The sequence below is a fragment of the Nocardia sp. NPDC057455 genome, from assembly GCF_042802775.1.
Classification (GTDB): domain Bacteria; phylum Actinomycetota; class Actinomycetes; order Mycobacteriales; family Mycobacteriaceae; genus Nocardia.
The window spans coordinates 1-15,637 of record NZ_JBHVDM010000129.1 but is presented as its reverse complement, the minus strand read 5'-3'; the positions used below and the strand labels follow the sequence as shown (position 1 = coordinate 15,637).

Below are 15,637 nucleotides of genomic sequence, written 5' to 3'. Positions count from 1 at the left end.
GCCCGGTCCTGCTGCGCAGGCCGGGCGTCGGTGTTTTGTATGGACTGGTACCAGGAGAAGGAAGCACTGTGACGCAACCGTCCGCCATCGACGACATTCTGGCCGAGTACGCGGGCCTGGAGACGCAGCTGGCCGATCCGTCGCTGCACAACGATGCGGGCGCCGCGCGCCGGGTCGGCAAGCGGTTCGCCGAACTGGCCCCGGTCATGGCCACCTACCGCAAGCTCGAGACCGCGCGCGACGATCTGTCCGCCGCCCAGGAGCTCGCCGCCGACGACTCCGCGTTCGCCGCGGAGGTCCCGGAGCTGGAGCGCGAAGTCGAGGAACTGGAACAGGCGCTTGCCGACCTGCTGGCTCCCCGTGACCCGCACGACGGCGACGACGTCGTGCTCGAGGTGAAGTCCGGGGAGGGCGGCGAGGAATCCGCGCTGTTCGCCTCCGACCTGGCTCGCATGTACGTGCGGTATGCCGAGCGCCACGGCTGGAAGGTCGAGATCCTCGACGCCACCCTGTCCGACCTGGGCGGTTACAAAGAGGCGACGCTGTCGATCAAGAGCCGCGACGCCGCCCGCGACGGCGTCTGGTCGCGCTTCAAGTTCGAGGGCGGCGTGCACCGGGTGCAGCGCGTCCCGGTGACCGAATCGCAGGGCCGCATCCACACTTCGGCTGCGGGCGTGCTGATCTATCCGGAGCCCGACGAGATCGAAGAGGTGCAGATCGACGAATCGGATCTGCGCATCGACGTCTACCGCTCCTCCGGGAAAGGCGGTCAGGGCGTCAACACCACCGATTCCGCGGTGCGCATCACCCATCTGCCCTCCGGCATCGTGGTCACCTGTCAGAACGAGCGATCCCAGCTGCAGAACAAGGCGCGCGCCATGCAGGTGCTCGCGGCGCGGTTGCAGGCGCTGGCCGAAGATCAGGCCGATCAGGAGGCGGCGGCGGGCCGCGCCAGCCAGATTCGTACGGTGGACCGCTCCGAGCGGATCCGCACCTACAACTTCCCGGAGAACCGGATCACCGACCATCGGATCGGTTTCAAGGCGCACAACCTCGACGCCGTGCTCGACGGGGAACTCGACGCACTGCTGGATGCGCTGGGGAAGGCGGATCGCGAAGCACGTATGGCCGCGGAATAGACCGCGGTCGGGCAGAGTCGGTGCCATGTCTACGACCCGAGTCGCGCTGCGCCCCGTCATCAACGCCGCCATCGAGACGTTACGGACCGCCGGAGTGCACAGTCCGCGGGCCGACGCCGAGCACTTGGCCGCGCACGTCCTCGGCGTGGAGCGAACCCGGCTGGCGCTGAGCCCGCTGGTGTCGCCGGACGAGCTGGACGCGATCCGCGAACTGGTCGCCCGCCGGGCGGAGCGCATTCCGTTGCAGCACTTGACCGGCACCGCCGTGATGGGCGCGCTGGACCTCGCGGTCGGTCCCGGCGTCTTCGTGCCGCGCCCGGAGACCGAGCTGCTGTACGCGTGGGCGCTGGCGCAGTTGGAAGCGCTGCCGCACGATCACGCGCCGATCGTCGTCGACCTGTGCACCGGATCGGGAGCGCTCGCGCTGGCCGTCGCGCACGCGCGTCCCGACGCGGAGGTGCACGCCGTCGAGCTCGATCCCGCCGCACTGGTCTGGGCTCGGCGCAACGCCGACGACCGGATCGCGGCGGGCGATACCCCCATCACCCTCTACGCCGACGACGCCACCGATCCGGAACTGCTCACCGACCTCAGCGGCCGGGTGGACATCGTGTTGTCCAACCCGCCCTACATCCCGCAGGACGCCCGCCTCGACCCCGAGGTGGCCGAGCACGACCCGTCCGTCGCCTTGTTCGGCGGCCCGGACGGGCTGTTCGTCATCCGCGGGATGGTCCCGAACATCGCCGGACTGCTGCGCCCCGGCGGCGCCACCGCCATCGAGCACGACGACACCAACGGCTCCGGCGTCGCGGCCCTCCTGACCGCCACCGGCGTCTTCACCGACGTCGTCGAGCACCCGGACCTGGCGGGAAAACCCCGCTTCGTCGCCGCCACCCGCACCTGACCCGCGTTTCGCTCGTCTGTCGCCGGAACACTGCGAACCGGTGTGCCTACCCGGCTTACCGACCCGCGTGTGGACGGCTGCCTTCGAAGGCAGGCAGCACGTCGACGAGCGCCGCGCCATGGGCGTGACGTATAGCCGCCTGTCTCGCGCATTCGCCGATGAGCTGGACAACGCTTCCGGATGCGAGTCGTGAAGCCGACCGGAACACGAGCGTGCGCGCTCATCCCCAGCGAGCTCGCGGCTCCAGCATGGTCGGGGAGCCGAAGCCCTTCACCGACAGTGGTCGACTCGGGTGCGGCGACCGCCGCACCGCACTCGACGACTGATTTCGTGAGCACACGGGTAAATCACCGGGCACGCCCAGAACTCGAGTGGCCCCAGACACAAGACCTGAACGCGAATCTCGCGCTCCCCAGCTGGTACGGCCGGAAGACCCGGGGAGGCGGGCCGGCGGCCCAGCATGCCAGGATGGGTGCCGTGAGTACCGTCTACGACTGCGCGGATTCCGACTCGCGTGCCGCCGGACTGTCCGCAGCCACCAGCGCCCTGAAATCCGGACGGTTGGTCGTGCTGCCCACCGACACCCTGTACGGGCTGGCCGCCGACGCGTTCGATTCCACCGCGGTGAGTTCGCTGCTCGCGGCCAAGCGCCGCGGCAGGGACATGCCCGTGCCGGTGCTCGTCGGTTCCTGGCACACCATCGACGGCCTGGTGTTCTCGGTGCGCCCGCAGGCGCGCGAGCTGATCCGGGCGTTCTGGCCCGGCGGCCTGAGTCTCGTTGTGCAGCAAGCGCCTTCGCTCGCGTGGGATCTCGGTGACACCCGTGGGACGGTGATGCTGCGGATGCCGCTGCACCCGGTCGCGCTGGAACTGTTGCGTGAGGTCGGCCCGCTGGCGGTGTCGAGCGCCAACGTATCCGGGCAGCCCCCGGCGAAGACCGCGGCCGAAGCCCGTGACCAACTCGGCGAGTTGGTCGGCGTCTACCTCGACGGCGGCCCGGCCGAGCACGCGGTGGCCTCCACCATCGTCGACCTGACCGCCGACCAGCCGCGCATCCTGCGCGTGGGCGCGGTGCCCGTCGCCGACATCGCCGAGGTGCTCGGCATGTCGCCGGAAGCGCTCAGCGGCGCCGCGCAGCAGCTCGGATGATGGGTTCGAGCGCTGTCGTCCCCCTTCGGGAACTGCTCGTCGTGTTGCTCATCTCCGCGGTGGTGACGTTCTTGGCCACCGGTGGAGTGCGGGTGCTGGCGATCGGCTTCGGTGCGGTCGCCGTGCCCCGGGACCGGGACGTGCACGTCAAGCCGATTCCGCGGATGGGCGGCGTCGGCATGTACATCGGTGTGGTCGCCGCGGTGCTGTTCGCCCACCAGCTGCCCGCGCTGCGCAGCGGCTTCGACTACAAACCGAACATCCCGATCGCCGTGCTGGTGGCCGCCACGGTCATCGTGCTGGTCGGCATCGTCGATGATCGCTGGGGCCTGGACGCGCTGACGAAGTTCGCGGGCCAGGTGACGGCGGCGGGCGTGATGGCCGTCATGGGGCTGGGCTGGTATGTCATCTACAACCCGTTCAGCAACACCACGGTGGTGCTGGACGGCTTGCAAGGCGGGCTGGTCACGGTCGCGGTCACCGTCACCTTGGTCAACGCCATGAATTTCGTCGACGGTCTGGACGGCCTCGCCGCCGGTCTGGGGCTGATCGCGGCGCTGGCCGTCTTCGTGTTCTGTCTAGGACTGATGAACGAGCAGGGCGGCTCGGTGGACACCTACCCGCCGGCATTGCTGGCCGCCGCGCTCGCGGGTGGATGCCTCGGATTCCTGCCGCACAATTTCCAGCCCGCGCGCATATTCATGGGCGACTCCGGCTCGATGCTGATCGGACTGATGCTGGCCGCGGTGTCGACCGGCGCGTCGGGGCGAATTCCGTTGCAGGGGTACGGCCCGCGCGACATCGTCGGTCTGCTTTCCCCGCTGCTGCTGGTCGGCGCGGTGATGTTCATTCCGGTGCTGGATCTGTTGCTCGCCATCGTGCGCCGGGTTCGCGCGGGCGTGAGCTTCTCGACGCCGGACAAAATGCACTTGCATCATCGCTTGCTGCAGATCGGCCATTCGCACCGCCGCGTCGTGCTGTTGATCTATTTGTGGGTCGGTGTGCTTGCCTTCGGCGCGGTCGGCACTTCGCTGATGGACCGCACGCTGGTCGTACTGCTGATGGCGGGCGGGCTGGTTTTCGCCTTGGTGATCACCGCCGTTCCGGGACTGCGGCGCGGGGACCCGGCGGGCGACGGATCGGCGTCCGGGTAAAGTCGGCGGCTGTGAGCTTCACACCCGAACCCGTGCCCGGCCCCGACGCGCCGCTGCGATCCGCGCTGCGCTACGGACTGATCGGCCTGGGCGTGCTGGTGGTCGTGGCCATCGCGCTCGGCGCCGCCGTCGCGGGTGGCGCCGGAGTGTGGGGCGCGGTGCTCGGCGCCGCGATCGGGGGCGGCTTCATCCTCACCACCGCGGCCGTCGTGCTGTTCGGCGCGAAGCTGCCGCCGAGCACCGCCGGCCTGATCATGCTGGTCAGCTGGGTGGGCAAGGTCCTGGTGGCGCTGATCGTCGTCGCGATCCTGCAGCGATTCGATTTCTACGACCGCATCGTCCTGTTCCTCACCGTGGTCGGAGCCCTGGTCATCGTGCTCGGCGCGGAGACGTACGGCGTTGTCCGGCAGAAGGTTCCGTACGTGACGACGACCGACCCGGACACCGCGTCCGGTACCCGGGAGTAACGAAAACACCCACCCCCTACACGCTGTCGTAGATGACTTGGTAAAGTGTTGGTAAGCAAGCGACCAAGTCGGGGATCAGTGAGGGGTCACCGCCGAGATCCCCTGCATGGGCCGCTATGCTTACTGCCGTGCCGGGCTCCGAGGGGTGTTCCGGTTCTGCATGTCGACGAATGTCGCCGACACACGTACAGACGCCTGGTGGAAATCAACCCACCGCCCAGCTGCTGACGAACTTCGAGCCGACCTGAGTCGACCCAAATTGATCGTCAATGTCCGATCGAACCGCGGGAATGACCGTACCCGCGGCCCGAACACGGGAGAGAACGCTGAGCGTCACCACTCTGGCGGCCGAGTTCCACGCGCCGTCGCTTACCGACTTCTTCCCTCCAGCTGTGCTGTTCGAGGGAACGCCGTTCGAACTCGATCGATTGATGCTGATCCGCATCCTGATGACGGCCGTTCTCGTTGTCGTGATGGTGCTGGCATTCCGCTCGCCCCGGCTCGTTCCGCGCGGCTTGCAGAATGTCGCCGAAACCGGCCTGGTCTTCGTCAAGGAGCAGATCTGCGACGAGGTTCTCGGCAAGGAATCGGGACGGAAGTTTCTGCCACTGATCGCGACGATCTTCTTCACGGTCCTCTTTCTGAACTTCTCGGGTGTCGTTCCGGGGTTGAACATCTCCTCGAACGCCCGAATCGGCATGCCGCTGGTGCTGGCCGTCATCGCGTACCTGACGTTCAACTACGTCGGTATCAAGAAGTACGGATTCCTCACCTACATGCGCAGCAGCATCGTCGTTCCGAACGTTCCCGCCGCACTGCATGTGCTGCTGATTCCGATCGAGTTCGTCTCGACCTTCATCCTGCGTCCGTTCACGCTGACCGTCCGACTCATGGCGAACATGCTGGCCGGCCACATCATGCTGGTGCTGTTCTTCAGCGCGACCTGGTTCTTCCTGTTCGACGCCACCTCATGGATGAAGGTGTTCTCGCCGTTCTCGCTGCTCGCGGGACTCGGATTCACCCTGTTCGAGCTGTTGGTCATCTTCCTGCAGGCTTACGTGTTTGCGCTGCTGACCGCCGTTTACATCTCGCTCGCGCAGCACGCGGCCGACCACTGACCTGACCGACGTAACTACCGGAAAACTGCTACACCACGCCGACCGGCGGGTGAGCAACAGAAAGGGAATGGAAGACTCATGAGCCTCGCTTACCTGGCCCAGGAAGCCGCGACGAACGAGAGCACCTTCAAGGGCCTGGGCGCCGTCGGCTACGGCCTCGCCGCGATCGGCCCCGGCATCGGCGTCGGCATCGTCGTCGGCAAGGCGATCGAGGGCATCGCGCGTCAGCCTGAGCTGCAGGGCACCATCCGTACCAACATGTTCCTCGGTATCGCGTTCACCGAGGCCCTGGCCCTCATCGGTCTCGTCGCCGGCTTCATTTTCTGATTCCGATGTACGAGTCAGTTTTGCTCGCGGCGGCGGAGGGAGAGGAAGTGAATCCTCTCGTCCCCGAAACGTACGACATCATCTGGTCGATCGTCTGCGTCATCATCATCGGGATCTTGTTCTACAAGTACGTGATCCCGCGCCTGATGAAGACCCTCGACGAGCGTTCCGAGAAGATCGAAGGCGGCATCGCTCGCGCGGAAGCCGCGCAGGAAGAAGCTCAGCTCACCCTGCAGCAGTACCAGCAGCAGCTGGCCGATGCCCGGCTCGAGGCCGCGCGCATCCGGGAGGACGCGCGCACCCAGGGCCAGGAGATCCTGGCGCAGATGCGCTCGGAGGCCCAGGCCGAGGCCGACCGCATCATCGCGGCGGGCCACACCCAGCTGGAAGCCCAGCGCCAGCAGATCCTGACCGAGCTGCGCCACGAAGTCGGCCGCACGGCCGTCGACCTGGCCGAGAAGATCATCGGGCAGTCGGTTTCGGACGAGGCCAAGCAGTCGGCCTCGATCGACCGTTTCCTCGACGAGCTCGACCAGACGGACGCAGGCATCGGGGTCGGAAGGTAACGACGCGAAAGTGAGAAGCATGTACGCAGCGAGCCGCGAGGCCAGTGCCCGGTCTCGGGAGGCGCTTCGGGCCGCTCTGACCGGAAGCGACAGTGCTGCGGCCACGACGGGGTCGGAACTGTTCGCCGTTGTCGCCGTGCTGGACGACCAGCGTTCGCTGCGTGTCGCGCTCGCGGACGTGTCGGTGCCGGGTTCCGTCCGTGCGGAACTCAGCGAGCGGGTCTTCGGCGGCAAGGTCAGCGCTGCCACGCTGGCAGTGCTGACCACCGCGGTGGCCGAGAACTGGTCGCGCACCTCGGATCTGGTGGACACCTTGGTGCTGCTCGGTCAGGAGGCGTTGCTGGAGTCGGCGGCCCAGCGTGGCCGGATCGAGGCGGTCGAGGACGAGCTGTTCCGGCTGGGCCGGATCATCAGCGACAACCCCGAGCTGGAGCAGGCGCTGTCGGATCGGTCGCAGCAGGCTTCGGCCAAGGGCGAACTGGTCCGACGGCTGCTGGCCGGCAAGACGGAGCCCATCACCCTGACCCTGGCGGAGCAGGTGGTGACCAGGCAGCGGTCGGGCATCGGCACCGCCTTCGACGAGCTGTCCGACCTCGCGGCCTCGCGCCGCGATCAGATCGTCGCGCACGTGCGCGCCGCGATCGGGCTCACCGAGCAGCAGCGCGACCGGCTCGCCGCCTCGCTGCGGCGCGTCTACGGCAAGGCGACCACGGTGCACATCCAGGTCGACCCGAATCTGCTGAGCGGAGTCGTGGTGCGCGTCGGTGACGACGTGATCGACGGCAGCGCCATCGGCCGACTGGAGAAGATGCGCCGGGCCCTGACCTAGCGCGCTTCCACCACCCCCGACATTCCAGACCCAGACAGCGAGAGCAGGAAGAACATGGCGGAGCTGACGATCTCCTCCGACGAGATCCGTAGCGCGATCGAGAGCTACACCCAGAGCTACACCCCCGAGACCTCCATCGAAGAAGTCGGTGTGGTCACCGACACCAGTGACGGCATCGCGCACGTCAGCGGTCTGCCCTCGGCGATGGCCAACGAGCTGCTCGAGTTCCCGGGCGGCGTGCTCGGCGTCGCGCTGAACCTCGAGGACCGTGAGATCGGTGCGGTCATCCTCGGCGAGTTCGCCGAGATCGAGGAGGGCCAGGAGGTCCGCCGGACCGGTGACGTGCTCTCGGTTCCGGTCGGCGACAAGTTCCTCGGCCGCGTGGTGAACCCGCTGGGCCAGCCGATCGACGGCCTCGGTGAGATCGAGTCCGAGGAACAGCGCGTGCTCGAACTGCAGGCCGCGACCGTGCTGGAGCGCCAGCCGGTCGAGGAGCCGCTGGCCACCGGCATCACCGCGATCGACGCGCTGACCGCCATCGGGCGCGGCCAGCGTCAGCTGATCATCGGCGACCGCAAGACCGGCAAGACCGCGGTCTGCATCGACGCGATCCTGAACCAGAAGGCCAACTGGGAGACCGGCGACCCGGCCAAGCAGGTGCGCTGCATCTACGTCGCCATCGGTCAGAAGGGCTCCACCATCGCGGGCGTGAAGGCCGCGCTGGAGCAGCACGGCGCGCTGGAGTACACCACCATCGTCGCCGCCCCGGCCTCCGACTCCGCCGGTTTCAAGTGGCTTGCCCCCTACACCGGTTCGGCCATCGGCCAGCACTGGATGTACCAGGGCAAGCACGTGCTCATCGTGTTCGACGACCTGACCAAGCAGGCCGAGGCCTACCGCGCCATCTCGCTGCTGCTGCGTCGCCCGCCGGGCCGCGAGGCCTACCCGGGTGACGTCTTCTACCTGCACTCCCGGCTGCTGGAGCGTTGCGCGAAGCTGTCCGACGAGCTGGGCGCGGGCTCGATGACCGGTCTGCCGATCATCGAGACCAAGGCCAACGACATCTCGGCGTTCATCCCCACCAACGTCATCTCGATCACCGACGGCCAGGTGTTCCTCGAGTCCGACCTGTTCAACAAGGGCGTTCGCCCCGCGATCAACGTCGGCACCTCGGTCTCCCGTGTCGGTGGCGCCGCCCAGACCAAGGGCATGAAGAAGGTGGCGGGCTCGCTGCGTCTGGAACTCGCGCAGTACCGCGAGCTGGAGGCGTTCTCCGCGTTCGCCTCCGACCTCGACGCGGCCTCGCTGGCGCAGCTCGAGCGCGGCGCCCGCTGGGTCGAACTGCTCAAGCAGGACCAGTACTCGCCGGTGCCGGTCGAGGACCAGATCATCTCGATCTACCTGGTCGACCGCGGCCACTTCGACTCGATCCCGGTCGGCGACATCCGCCGCTTCAACGCCGAGCTGCTGGAGGAGCTGCACCGCAGCGCCGCCGACGTGTTCAAGGCCATCGAGGGCGGCAAGGTGCTCGACGGCGAGGCGGCCGAGCAGGTCGAGGCGGCCACCAAGAAGTTCCTGGGGACCTTCCTCACCTCCGACGGCACTCCCGTGGTGAACGAGGCCGAGGCGGGCCAGCTCGACCACGAAGAGGTCGAGTCGCTGTCGGTGACCCGCAAGCACGTCGAGAAGTAACGCGAGCCGGCAAATGCGCTATTCGATCCGCGGCATGCGCGGCGGGCACGAAGGAGGAAGCGTGCGCGACCTCCTCGTGCTCCGCGAATGCCGCCAATCCCACGCAGCGAATGAAGGGAGTGTGAACCGCTGATGGCAAGCTTGCGTGAATTGCGCTCCCGCATTCGTGGTGTGAATTCGATCAAGAAGATCACCAAGGCCCAAGAGCTGATCGCGACTTCGCGAATCTCGAAGGCACAGGCCAGGGTCGCGGCCGCGAAGCCGTACGCGGAGGAGATCACCAAGGTCCTCAGCGAGTTGGCGAGCGCGTCGAAGAACCTGTCGCATCCGCTGCTGACCGAGCGCGCCAACCCGCGCCGGGCGGCCGTGCTGGTGATCACCAGTGACAGCGGCATGTGCGGTGGCTACAACTCGAACGTGCTCAAGCGCGCCGAAGAGCTGATGACCACCCTGCGTGACGAGGGCAAAGAGCCGGTGCTCTACGTGATGGGCAACAAAGGCCTGACGTACTACGCCTTCCGCAACCGCTCGTACGTGTCGGCGTGGACCGGGTTCTCGCAGCAGCCGAAGTACACCGATGCTTCGTCCGCCTGCCACCACCTGGTCGACGCCTTCATGGCCGGTTCCGACGGGGCGGTACCCGCTCCGAACGGGACGGGTGACATCGCCGGCGTCGATGAGCTGCACGTCGTGTACACCCGCTTCGTCTCGATGCTGACGCAGAGCCCTGAGGTGCGCCGGTTGGCGCCGATCCAGGTGAGCTACGTCGACGAGAACTTCGACCTGGGCGAGGACATCGTGTCGGATTCACCGACGGCGGACGTCCACGCTCAGTACGAATTCGAGCCCGACGCCGATGTGCTGCTGGCGGCGCTGCTGCCGAAGTACGTCAATACGCGCATCTACGCGTCGTTGCTCGAGGCAGCGGCATCCGAGTCAGCGGCTCGGCGCACCGCAATGAAGGCTGCCACCGACAACGCCAACGAACTCGCGAGCGTGCTCCAACGCGAGGCCAACTCGGTGCGCCAGGCCCAGATCACGCAGGAAATCAGCGAAATCGTCGGCGGCGTGAACGCGCTGGCGTCGAGCTCGGACCGCGACTGAGCGCCACCCGCGGCCTGAGCGGGCACGTAGGAGGAAGCGTGCGTAACCACGTAGGGCCCCGCGGGGCCCGCCGATCAGACCCAGCCTGAGGCACGGGGCCAGAAGCGGAAGCGTGCGCAACCACGAAGGCCCCCCGAAGGCCGCACATCGACACGGAGAGAACCAACCAATGACCGCAGCTGTCACCCAAGACAACACGAGCCGGACCGGCGGCGCCGCAGGCCGCGTCGTCCGGGTCATCGGCCCCGTCGTGGACGTCGAGTTCCCGCGCGGAGCCATTCCCGAGCTGTTCAACGCTCTGCACGCCGAGATCGCCCTGACCTCGGTGGCCAAGACCCTGACCCTCGAGGTCGCCCAGCACCTCGGCGACGGCATCGTGCGCACCATCTCGATGCAGCCGACCGACGGCCTGGTCCGCGGCGCCACCGTCACCGACACCGGCAAGCCGATCTCGGTGCCCGTCGGCGACGTGGTCAAGGGCCACGTCTTCAACGCGCTGGGCGACTGCCTGGACACCCCCGGCCTCGGCCGCGACGGCGAGCAGTGGGGCATCCACCGCAAGCCGCCGTCGTTCGACCAGCTCGAGGGCAAGACCGAGCTGCTCGAGACGGGCATCAAGGTCATCGACCTGCTCACCCCGTACGTGAAGGGTGGCAAGATCGGCCTGTTCGGTGGCGCCGGCGTCGGCAAGACCGTTCTGATCCAGGAGATGATCACCCGTATCGCTCGGGAGTTCTCCGGCACCTCCGTGTTCGCCGGTGTCGGCGAGCGCACCCGTGAGGGCACCGACCTGCACCTGGAGATGGAGGAGATGGGCGTCCTCCAGGACACCGCGCTCGTCTTCGGCCAGATGGACGAGCCGCCGGGCACCCGTATGCGCGTCGCCCTCTCGGCGCTGACCATGGCCGAGTACTTCCGCGACGTGCAGCACCAGGACGTGCTGCTGTTCATCGACAACATCTTCCGGTTCACCCAGGCCGGTTCCGAGGTGTCGACCCTGCTCGGCCGCATGCCCTCCGCCGTCGGTTACCAGCCCACGCTGGCCGACGAGATGGGTGAGCTGCAGGAGCGCATCACCTCGACCCGTGGTCGGTCCATCACCTCGCTGCAGGCGATCTACGTGCCCGCCGACGACTACACCGACCCGGCTCCGGCGACCACCTTCGCCCACCTCGACGCGACGACCGAGCTCTCCCGCCCGATCTCGCAGAAGGGCATCTACCCGGCCGTCGACCCGCTGACCTCGACCTCCCGCATTCTGGAGGCCTCGATCGTCGGCGACCGGCACTTCCGGGTGGCCAACGAGGTGAAGCGGATCCTGCAGAAGTACAAGGAACTGCAAGACATCATCGCCATCCTCGGAATGGACGAGCTGTCGGAAGAGGACAAGGTCCTGGTCGGCCGCGCCCGTCGTCTGGAGAAGTTCCTCGGCCAGAACTTCATCGTGGCCGAGAAGTTCACCGGGCAGCCGGGTTCGGTCGTGCCGCTGGAGCAGACCATCGACGACTTCGACCGCGTCTGCAAGGGTGAGTTCGACAGCTACCCCGAGCAGGCCTTCAACAGCTGCGGTGGTCTCGACGACGTCGAGAAGGCCGCCAAGAAGATCCTCGGAAAGTAGTCACCGATGGCGGAAATGTCAGTCGATCTCGTCGCGGTCGAACGATTGCTCTGGTCCGGCCAGGCGACGTTCGTCAGCGCGCAGACCACCGAGGGCCAGATCGGCATCATGGCCGGTCACGAACCGTTGCTCGGCCAGCTGGTCGAGGGCGGCATCGTGACGATCGTGGACACCGACGGTCAGCGAGTCGTCGCCGCGGTGCACGGCGGCTTCTTCTCGGTGACCGCGAACTCGGTTCGGGTGCTCGCCGAGTCGGCGGAATTCGCCGACGAGGTGGACGTCGAGGAGGCCCGCCGGGTGCTGGCCGACTCCGACGCCAGCGAAGAGCAGCAGAAGGCGGCTCAGGCCCGCGTGCGCGCGGTCGAACAGACCGCGAACGCTTAGCTACAACCTGTTTTCGAACACGACTGCTGTCGGCGGTGAAGAGTCCCTTCACCGCCGACAGCGTCTTTCAGGCGAGTCGGACACGGCCGGGCCATTTGTAAACTCGTGGTCGTGGTTGAATGACCGAACGCGATGTGCGCAGCAAGCTCGGAAGCGGCAGCCTGGGTAACCACGAAGGGCCTGCGAACACCGCCAATCGAATGCCGTGTCGGACGACACGGCGGCGTAGCGAAGGGACGAACAGCATTGCAAACCGGGATGGTTCTCCTGATCATTCTGGTGCTGACGCTCGTGTTCCTCGCGCTCGCCTCGACTTACCGCCTGATCATGTTGCGGCGCGGCGGAACTGCCGCGATCCTGCGTGTCCTCCCCGCTCGCGGGGGTCAAGGGTGGCGCCACGGATTGATCCGCTATGACGAGGACCGTCTGGTCTTCTTCAAATTGACCAGCCTCAGAATCGGCCCCGACTCCGCCATTCGGCGTCAGGGCATCCAGATCGGTGATCGCCGCGGCCCGCGCGGCGACGAGTACGACATCATGACCGATGACATCGCCGTGATCGCGGTGTCGGACCGCGCGGGCGACTTCGAACTCGCCTTGGATCGCGACTCCCTGACCGCCTTCCTCTCCTGGGTGGAATCCCGCCCGTCCGACCGCACGCGGCGGATGCCGGGTTTGTAGCCACGGCTCTCGGCGGACTCGGTCCGGCCGCGCCCGCTAGGGTTGTGCTGTGAGCGTGCATTTGACCCGGATCTACACCCGGACCGGCGATGACGGGACCACGGGATTGAGCGACTTCTCCCGGGTCGCGAAGACGGACCCACGCTTGGTGGCCTACGCCGACTGCGATGAGACGAACGCCGCCATCGGTGTCGCGATCGCCCTCGGTAGGCCCGACGAAACGATGCTCGCGGTGCTGCGACAGATACAGAACGATCTGTTCGACGCGGGGGCCGACCTCTCCACACCTGTGGTGGCGGAGCCGAAGTACCCGCCGCTGCGGATCACCCAGCCCTACATCGATCGGCTCGAAGCATGGTGCGACGAGTTCAACACCGGGTTGCCCGCGCTCGATTCGTTCATTCTGCCCGGCGGTACGCCGCTGGCGGCCCTGCTGCACACCGCCCGGACGGTCGCCCGCCGTGCGGAGCGCTCGGCGTGGGCGGCGGTCGAGGCGCACCCCGAGGACACCGGCGTCCTGCCCGCCAAGTACCTCAATCGCCTCTCGGACCTGCTGTTCATCCTGAGCCGGGTGGCCAACCCCGGCGGCGATATCCTGTGGAAGCCCGGCGGGGGACCGCCGAGCGCCTGATGGCGTAGCACCATGGGCGAGTACCCGGGCGATCACGGGGTATTGCCGGCAACGTGGCGGGACCACCCCGTCGACCACAGAACGCGCCCATCTCGCGGCACTCGCTCCAACGGCGAAAACGTCCGGAGGCGAGGAGAGTCGTGGAGAGGCGGCACCGCAGTGCGCCGCCCCAACTATCCTTGCACCAACAGTGCGCCGAATACGCGGAGAGGCGGCATGGAACGGTTTTTGGTTACCGGCGGAAAACGACTCGTCGGTGAGGTCACGGTGGGGGGCGCCAAGAACAGCGTCCTCAAACTGATGGCCGCTGCGCTGCTCGCCGAGGGCACCACCACGATTACGAACTGCCCGGACATCCTCGACGTGCCGCTGATGGGTGATGTGCTGCGCGGCCTCGGGTGCGACGTGGCCATCGACGGCGGGACGGTCTGCATCACCACACCCGCCGAACCGAAGTACCACGCGGACTTCCCCGCGGTGACGCAGTTCCGCGCGTCGGTGTGCGTGCTCGGGCCGCTGATGGCGCGGTGCAAGCGCGCCGTCGTCGCACTGCCCGGCGGTGACGCCATCGGCTCCCGCCCGCTCGACATGCATCAGGCCGGCCTGCGCCTGCTCGGCGCGACCAGCGAGATCGAGCACGGTTGCGTGGTGGCCAAGGCCGACGAGCTGCAAGGTGCCCGCATCCGGCTCGACTTCCCCTCGGTCGGCGCGACCGAGAACATCTTGATGGCAGCGGTGCTCGCCGAGGGCGAGACGGTGATCGACAATGCCGCGCGCGAACCCGACATCGTCGACCTGTGCAACATGCTCGTCCGGATGGGGGCGCGGATCAGCGGCGCGGGCACCTCGGTGCTCACCATCCAGGGGGTCGAGCGCCTCGCGCCGACCACGCACCGCGTCATCGGTGACCGCATCGTGGCCGCGACCTGGGGTATCGCCGCCGCGATGACCCTCGGCGACATCCGCGTAACAGGCGTGAACCCCAAGCATCTGTCGCTGGTGCTGGACAAGCTGCGATCCGCGGGCGCGCGCATCTCGTTCGAGCAGGACGGCTTCCGGGTGGTCCAAGCCGAGCGGCCGCGCGCGGTGAACTTCTCCACCCTGCCGTTCCCCGGTTTCCCGACCGACCTGCAGCCGATGGCCATCGGACTCGCGTCCATCGCGGACGGAACCTCGATGATCACCGAGAACATCTTCGAGGCGCGCTTCCGGTTCGTGGAAGAGATGATCCGGCTCGGCGCCGATGCGCGCACCGATGGACACCACGCGGTGGTGCGCGGTATTCCGCGGTTGTCGAGCGCCCCGGTGTGGTCCTCGGACATCCGGGCCGGCGCGGGTCTGGTCCTCGCGGGCTTGGTCGCCGACGGGACCACCGAAGTGCACGACGTCTTCCATATCGACCGCGGGTATCCGAATTTCGTCGAGCAGCTGCAGGCTTTGGGTGGCGATGTCACGCGTGTCGGCGCAGCGGATTGAGCGCTCGCGTCCATCCCAGTGGGCGCGAGTTATCGAACGTTTCCATGAAAACGCGTGTTGACCAGCAGATTTGACATCGCGCACGCAGACACGTAACTTATTCCAAGTCAGAGCGACACGGACACCGACCCGGGGCCCAACAGCTGAGCGGAAACGCTGAGCGGGAGGCCAGGGAAACGAGGTAGTACGAGGAGCGCCTGGCGATCACATGGCTCGAACGAGACCCCAGTTTGCAACTGGGTTCACCGCTGAGCTAAGCTGGAAAAGTTGCTTCACCGATCAATCGGCTCAAACCGGGCGATGGTGTGTGCGTGTGTTCTTTGAGAACTCAATAGTGTGTCGATGAATGTCAGTGCCAAATGTTTTATTTGGTTCCGGTCTTTCACCCCCCGTGTGGA

General features: G+C 67.1%; 16 protein-coding genes. All 16 read left to right on the top strand.

The features are described from left to right. Positions 1-68: 68 nt before the first annotated feature. The 16 genes from prfA to murA all read left to right on the top strand — a co-directional run bounded on the left by prfA (position 69) and on the right by murA (position 15,239). Entirely contained in the window at positions 69-1,139 is a 1,071-nt protein-coding gene (gene prfA / locus ACFU5M_RS31910) for a peptide chain release factor 1 (RefSeq protein WP_379054857.1), read from the top strand. Between the two features lie 25 nt (positions 1,140-1,164). Next, the gene (gene prmC, locus ACFU5M_RS31905; protein WP_379054855.1) at positions 1,165-2,043 is read left to right on the top strand and encodes a peptide chain release factor N(5)-glutamine methyltransferase; all 879 of its coding nucleotides are present in this window, start codon (positions 1,165-1,167) and stop codon (positions 2,041-2,043) included. 477 nt (positions 2,044-2,520) lie between these two features. Beyond that, complete coding sequence (locus tag ACFU5M_RS31900) at positions 2,521-3,192, top strand: L-threonylcarbamoyladenylate synthase (RefSeq protein ID WP_379054859.1); 672 nt, start codon at positions 2,521-2,523, stop codon at positions 3,190-3,192. Beyond that, positions 3,189-4,346 (top strand): glycosyltransferase family 4 protein, encoded by a 1,158-nt coding sequence (locus ACFU5M_RS31895; protein WP_379054853.1) that lies wholly within the window; start codon positions 3,189-3,191, stop codon positions 4,344-4,346. The genes ACFU5M_RS31900 and ACFU5M_RS31895 overlap by 4 nt, the downstream gene beginning before the upstream one ends. Before the next feature lie 11 nt (positions 4,347-4,357). Next, positions 4,358-4,813 (top strand): hypothetical protein, encoded by a 456-nt coding sequence (locus ACFU5M_RS31890; protein ID WP_379054851.1) that lies wholly within the window; start codon positions 4,358-4,360, stop codon positions 4,811-4,813. A gap of 269 nt (positions 4,814-5,082) precedes the next feature. Then, the gene (gene atpB, locus ACFU5M_RS31885) at positions 5,083-5,931 is read left to right on the top strand and encodes a F0F1 ATP synthase subunit A (RefSeq protein ID WP_379054849.1); all 849 of its coding nucleotides are present in this window, start codon (positions 5,083-5,085) and stop codon (positions 5,929-5,931) included. A 78-nt stretch (positions 5,932-6,009) separates the two neighbouring features. After that, complete coding sequence (locus ACFU5M_RS31880; protein ID WP_039796339.1) at positions 6,010-6,258, top strand: ATP synthase F0 subunit C; 249 nt, start codon at positions 6,010-6,012, stop codon at positions 6,256-6,258. Between the two features lie 5 nt (positions 6,259-6,263). Then, positions 6,264-6,824 carry a F0F1 ATP synthase subunit B gene (locus ACFU5M_RS31875; protein WP_379054846.1) on the top strand — a complete coding sequence of 187 codons (561 nt, stop codon included), beginning with the start codon at positions 6,264-6,266 and terminating at the stop codon, positions 6,822-6,824. A gap of 19 nt (positions 6,825-6,843) precedes the next feature. Next, positions 6,844-7,653 (top strand): F0F1 ATP synthase subunit delta, encoded by an 810-nt coding sequence (locus tag ACFU5M_RS31870; protein WP_379054844.1) that lies wholly within the window; start codon positions 6,844-6,846, stop codon positions 7,651-7,653. Positions 7,654-7,707: 54 nt separating this feature from the next. Continuing rightward, positions 7,708-9,345: a F0F1 ATP synthase subunit alpha gene (gene atpA / locus ACFU5M_RS31865; RefSeq protein WP_379054842.1), complete on the top strand. Its 1,638-nt coding sequence runs from the start codon at positions 7,708-7,710 to the stop codon at positions 9,343-9,345. Positions 9,346-9,477: 132 nt separating this feature from the next. Next, on the top strand, positions 9,478-10,449 hold the full coding sequence (locus ACFU5M_RS31860) for a F0F1 ATP synthase subunit gamma (RefSeq protein ID WP_379054840.1): 972 nt from the start codon (positions 9,478-9,480) through the stop codon (positions 10,447-10,449). A 169-nt stretch (positions 10,450-10,618) separates the two neighbouring features. Further along, entirely contained in the window at positions 10,619-12,067 is a 1,449-nt protein-coding gene (atpD, locus tag ACFU5M_RS31855) for a F0F1 ATP synthase subunit beta (protein ID WP_159930782.1), read from the top strand. Between the two features lie 6 nt (positions 12,068-12,073). After that, entirely contained in the window at positions 12,074-12,451 is a 378-nt protein-coding gene (locus ACFU5M_RS31850; protein ID WP_379054838.1) for a F0F1 ATP synthase subunit epsilon, read from the top strand. Positions 12,452-12,709: 258 nt separating this feature from the next. Next, positions 12,710-13,132, top strand: a complete 423-nt coding sequence (locus tag ACFU5M_RS31845; RefSeq protein WP_379054836.1) for a DUF2550 domain-containing protein — start codon at positions 12,710-12,712, stop codon at positions 13,130-13,132. A gap of 49 nt (positions 13,133-13,181) precedes the next feature. Beyond that, positions 13,182-13,763 (top strand): cob(I)yrinic acid a,c-diamide adenosyltransferase, encoded by a 582-nt coding sequence (locus ACFU5M_RS31840; RefSeq protein WP_379054834.1) that lies wholly within the window; start codon positions 13,182-13,184, stop codon positions 13,761-13,763. Between the two features lie 216 nt (positions 13,764-13,979). Continuing rightward, positions 13,980-15,239, top strand: a complete 1,260-nt coding sequence (gene murA / locus ACFU5M_RS31835; protein ID WP_379054832.1) for a UDP-N-acetylglucosamine 1-carboxyvinyltransferase — start codon at positions 13,980-13,982, stop codon at positions 15,237-15,239. Positions 15,240-15,637: the final 398 nt, after the last annotated feature.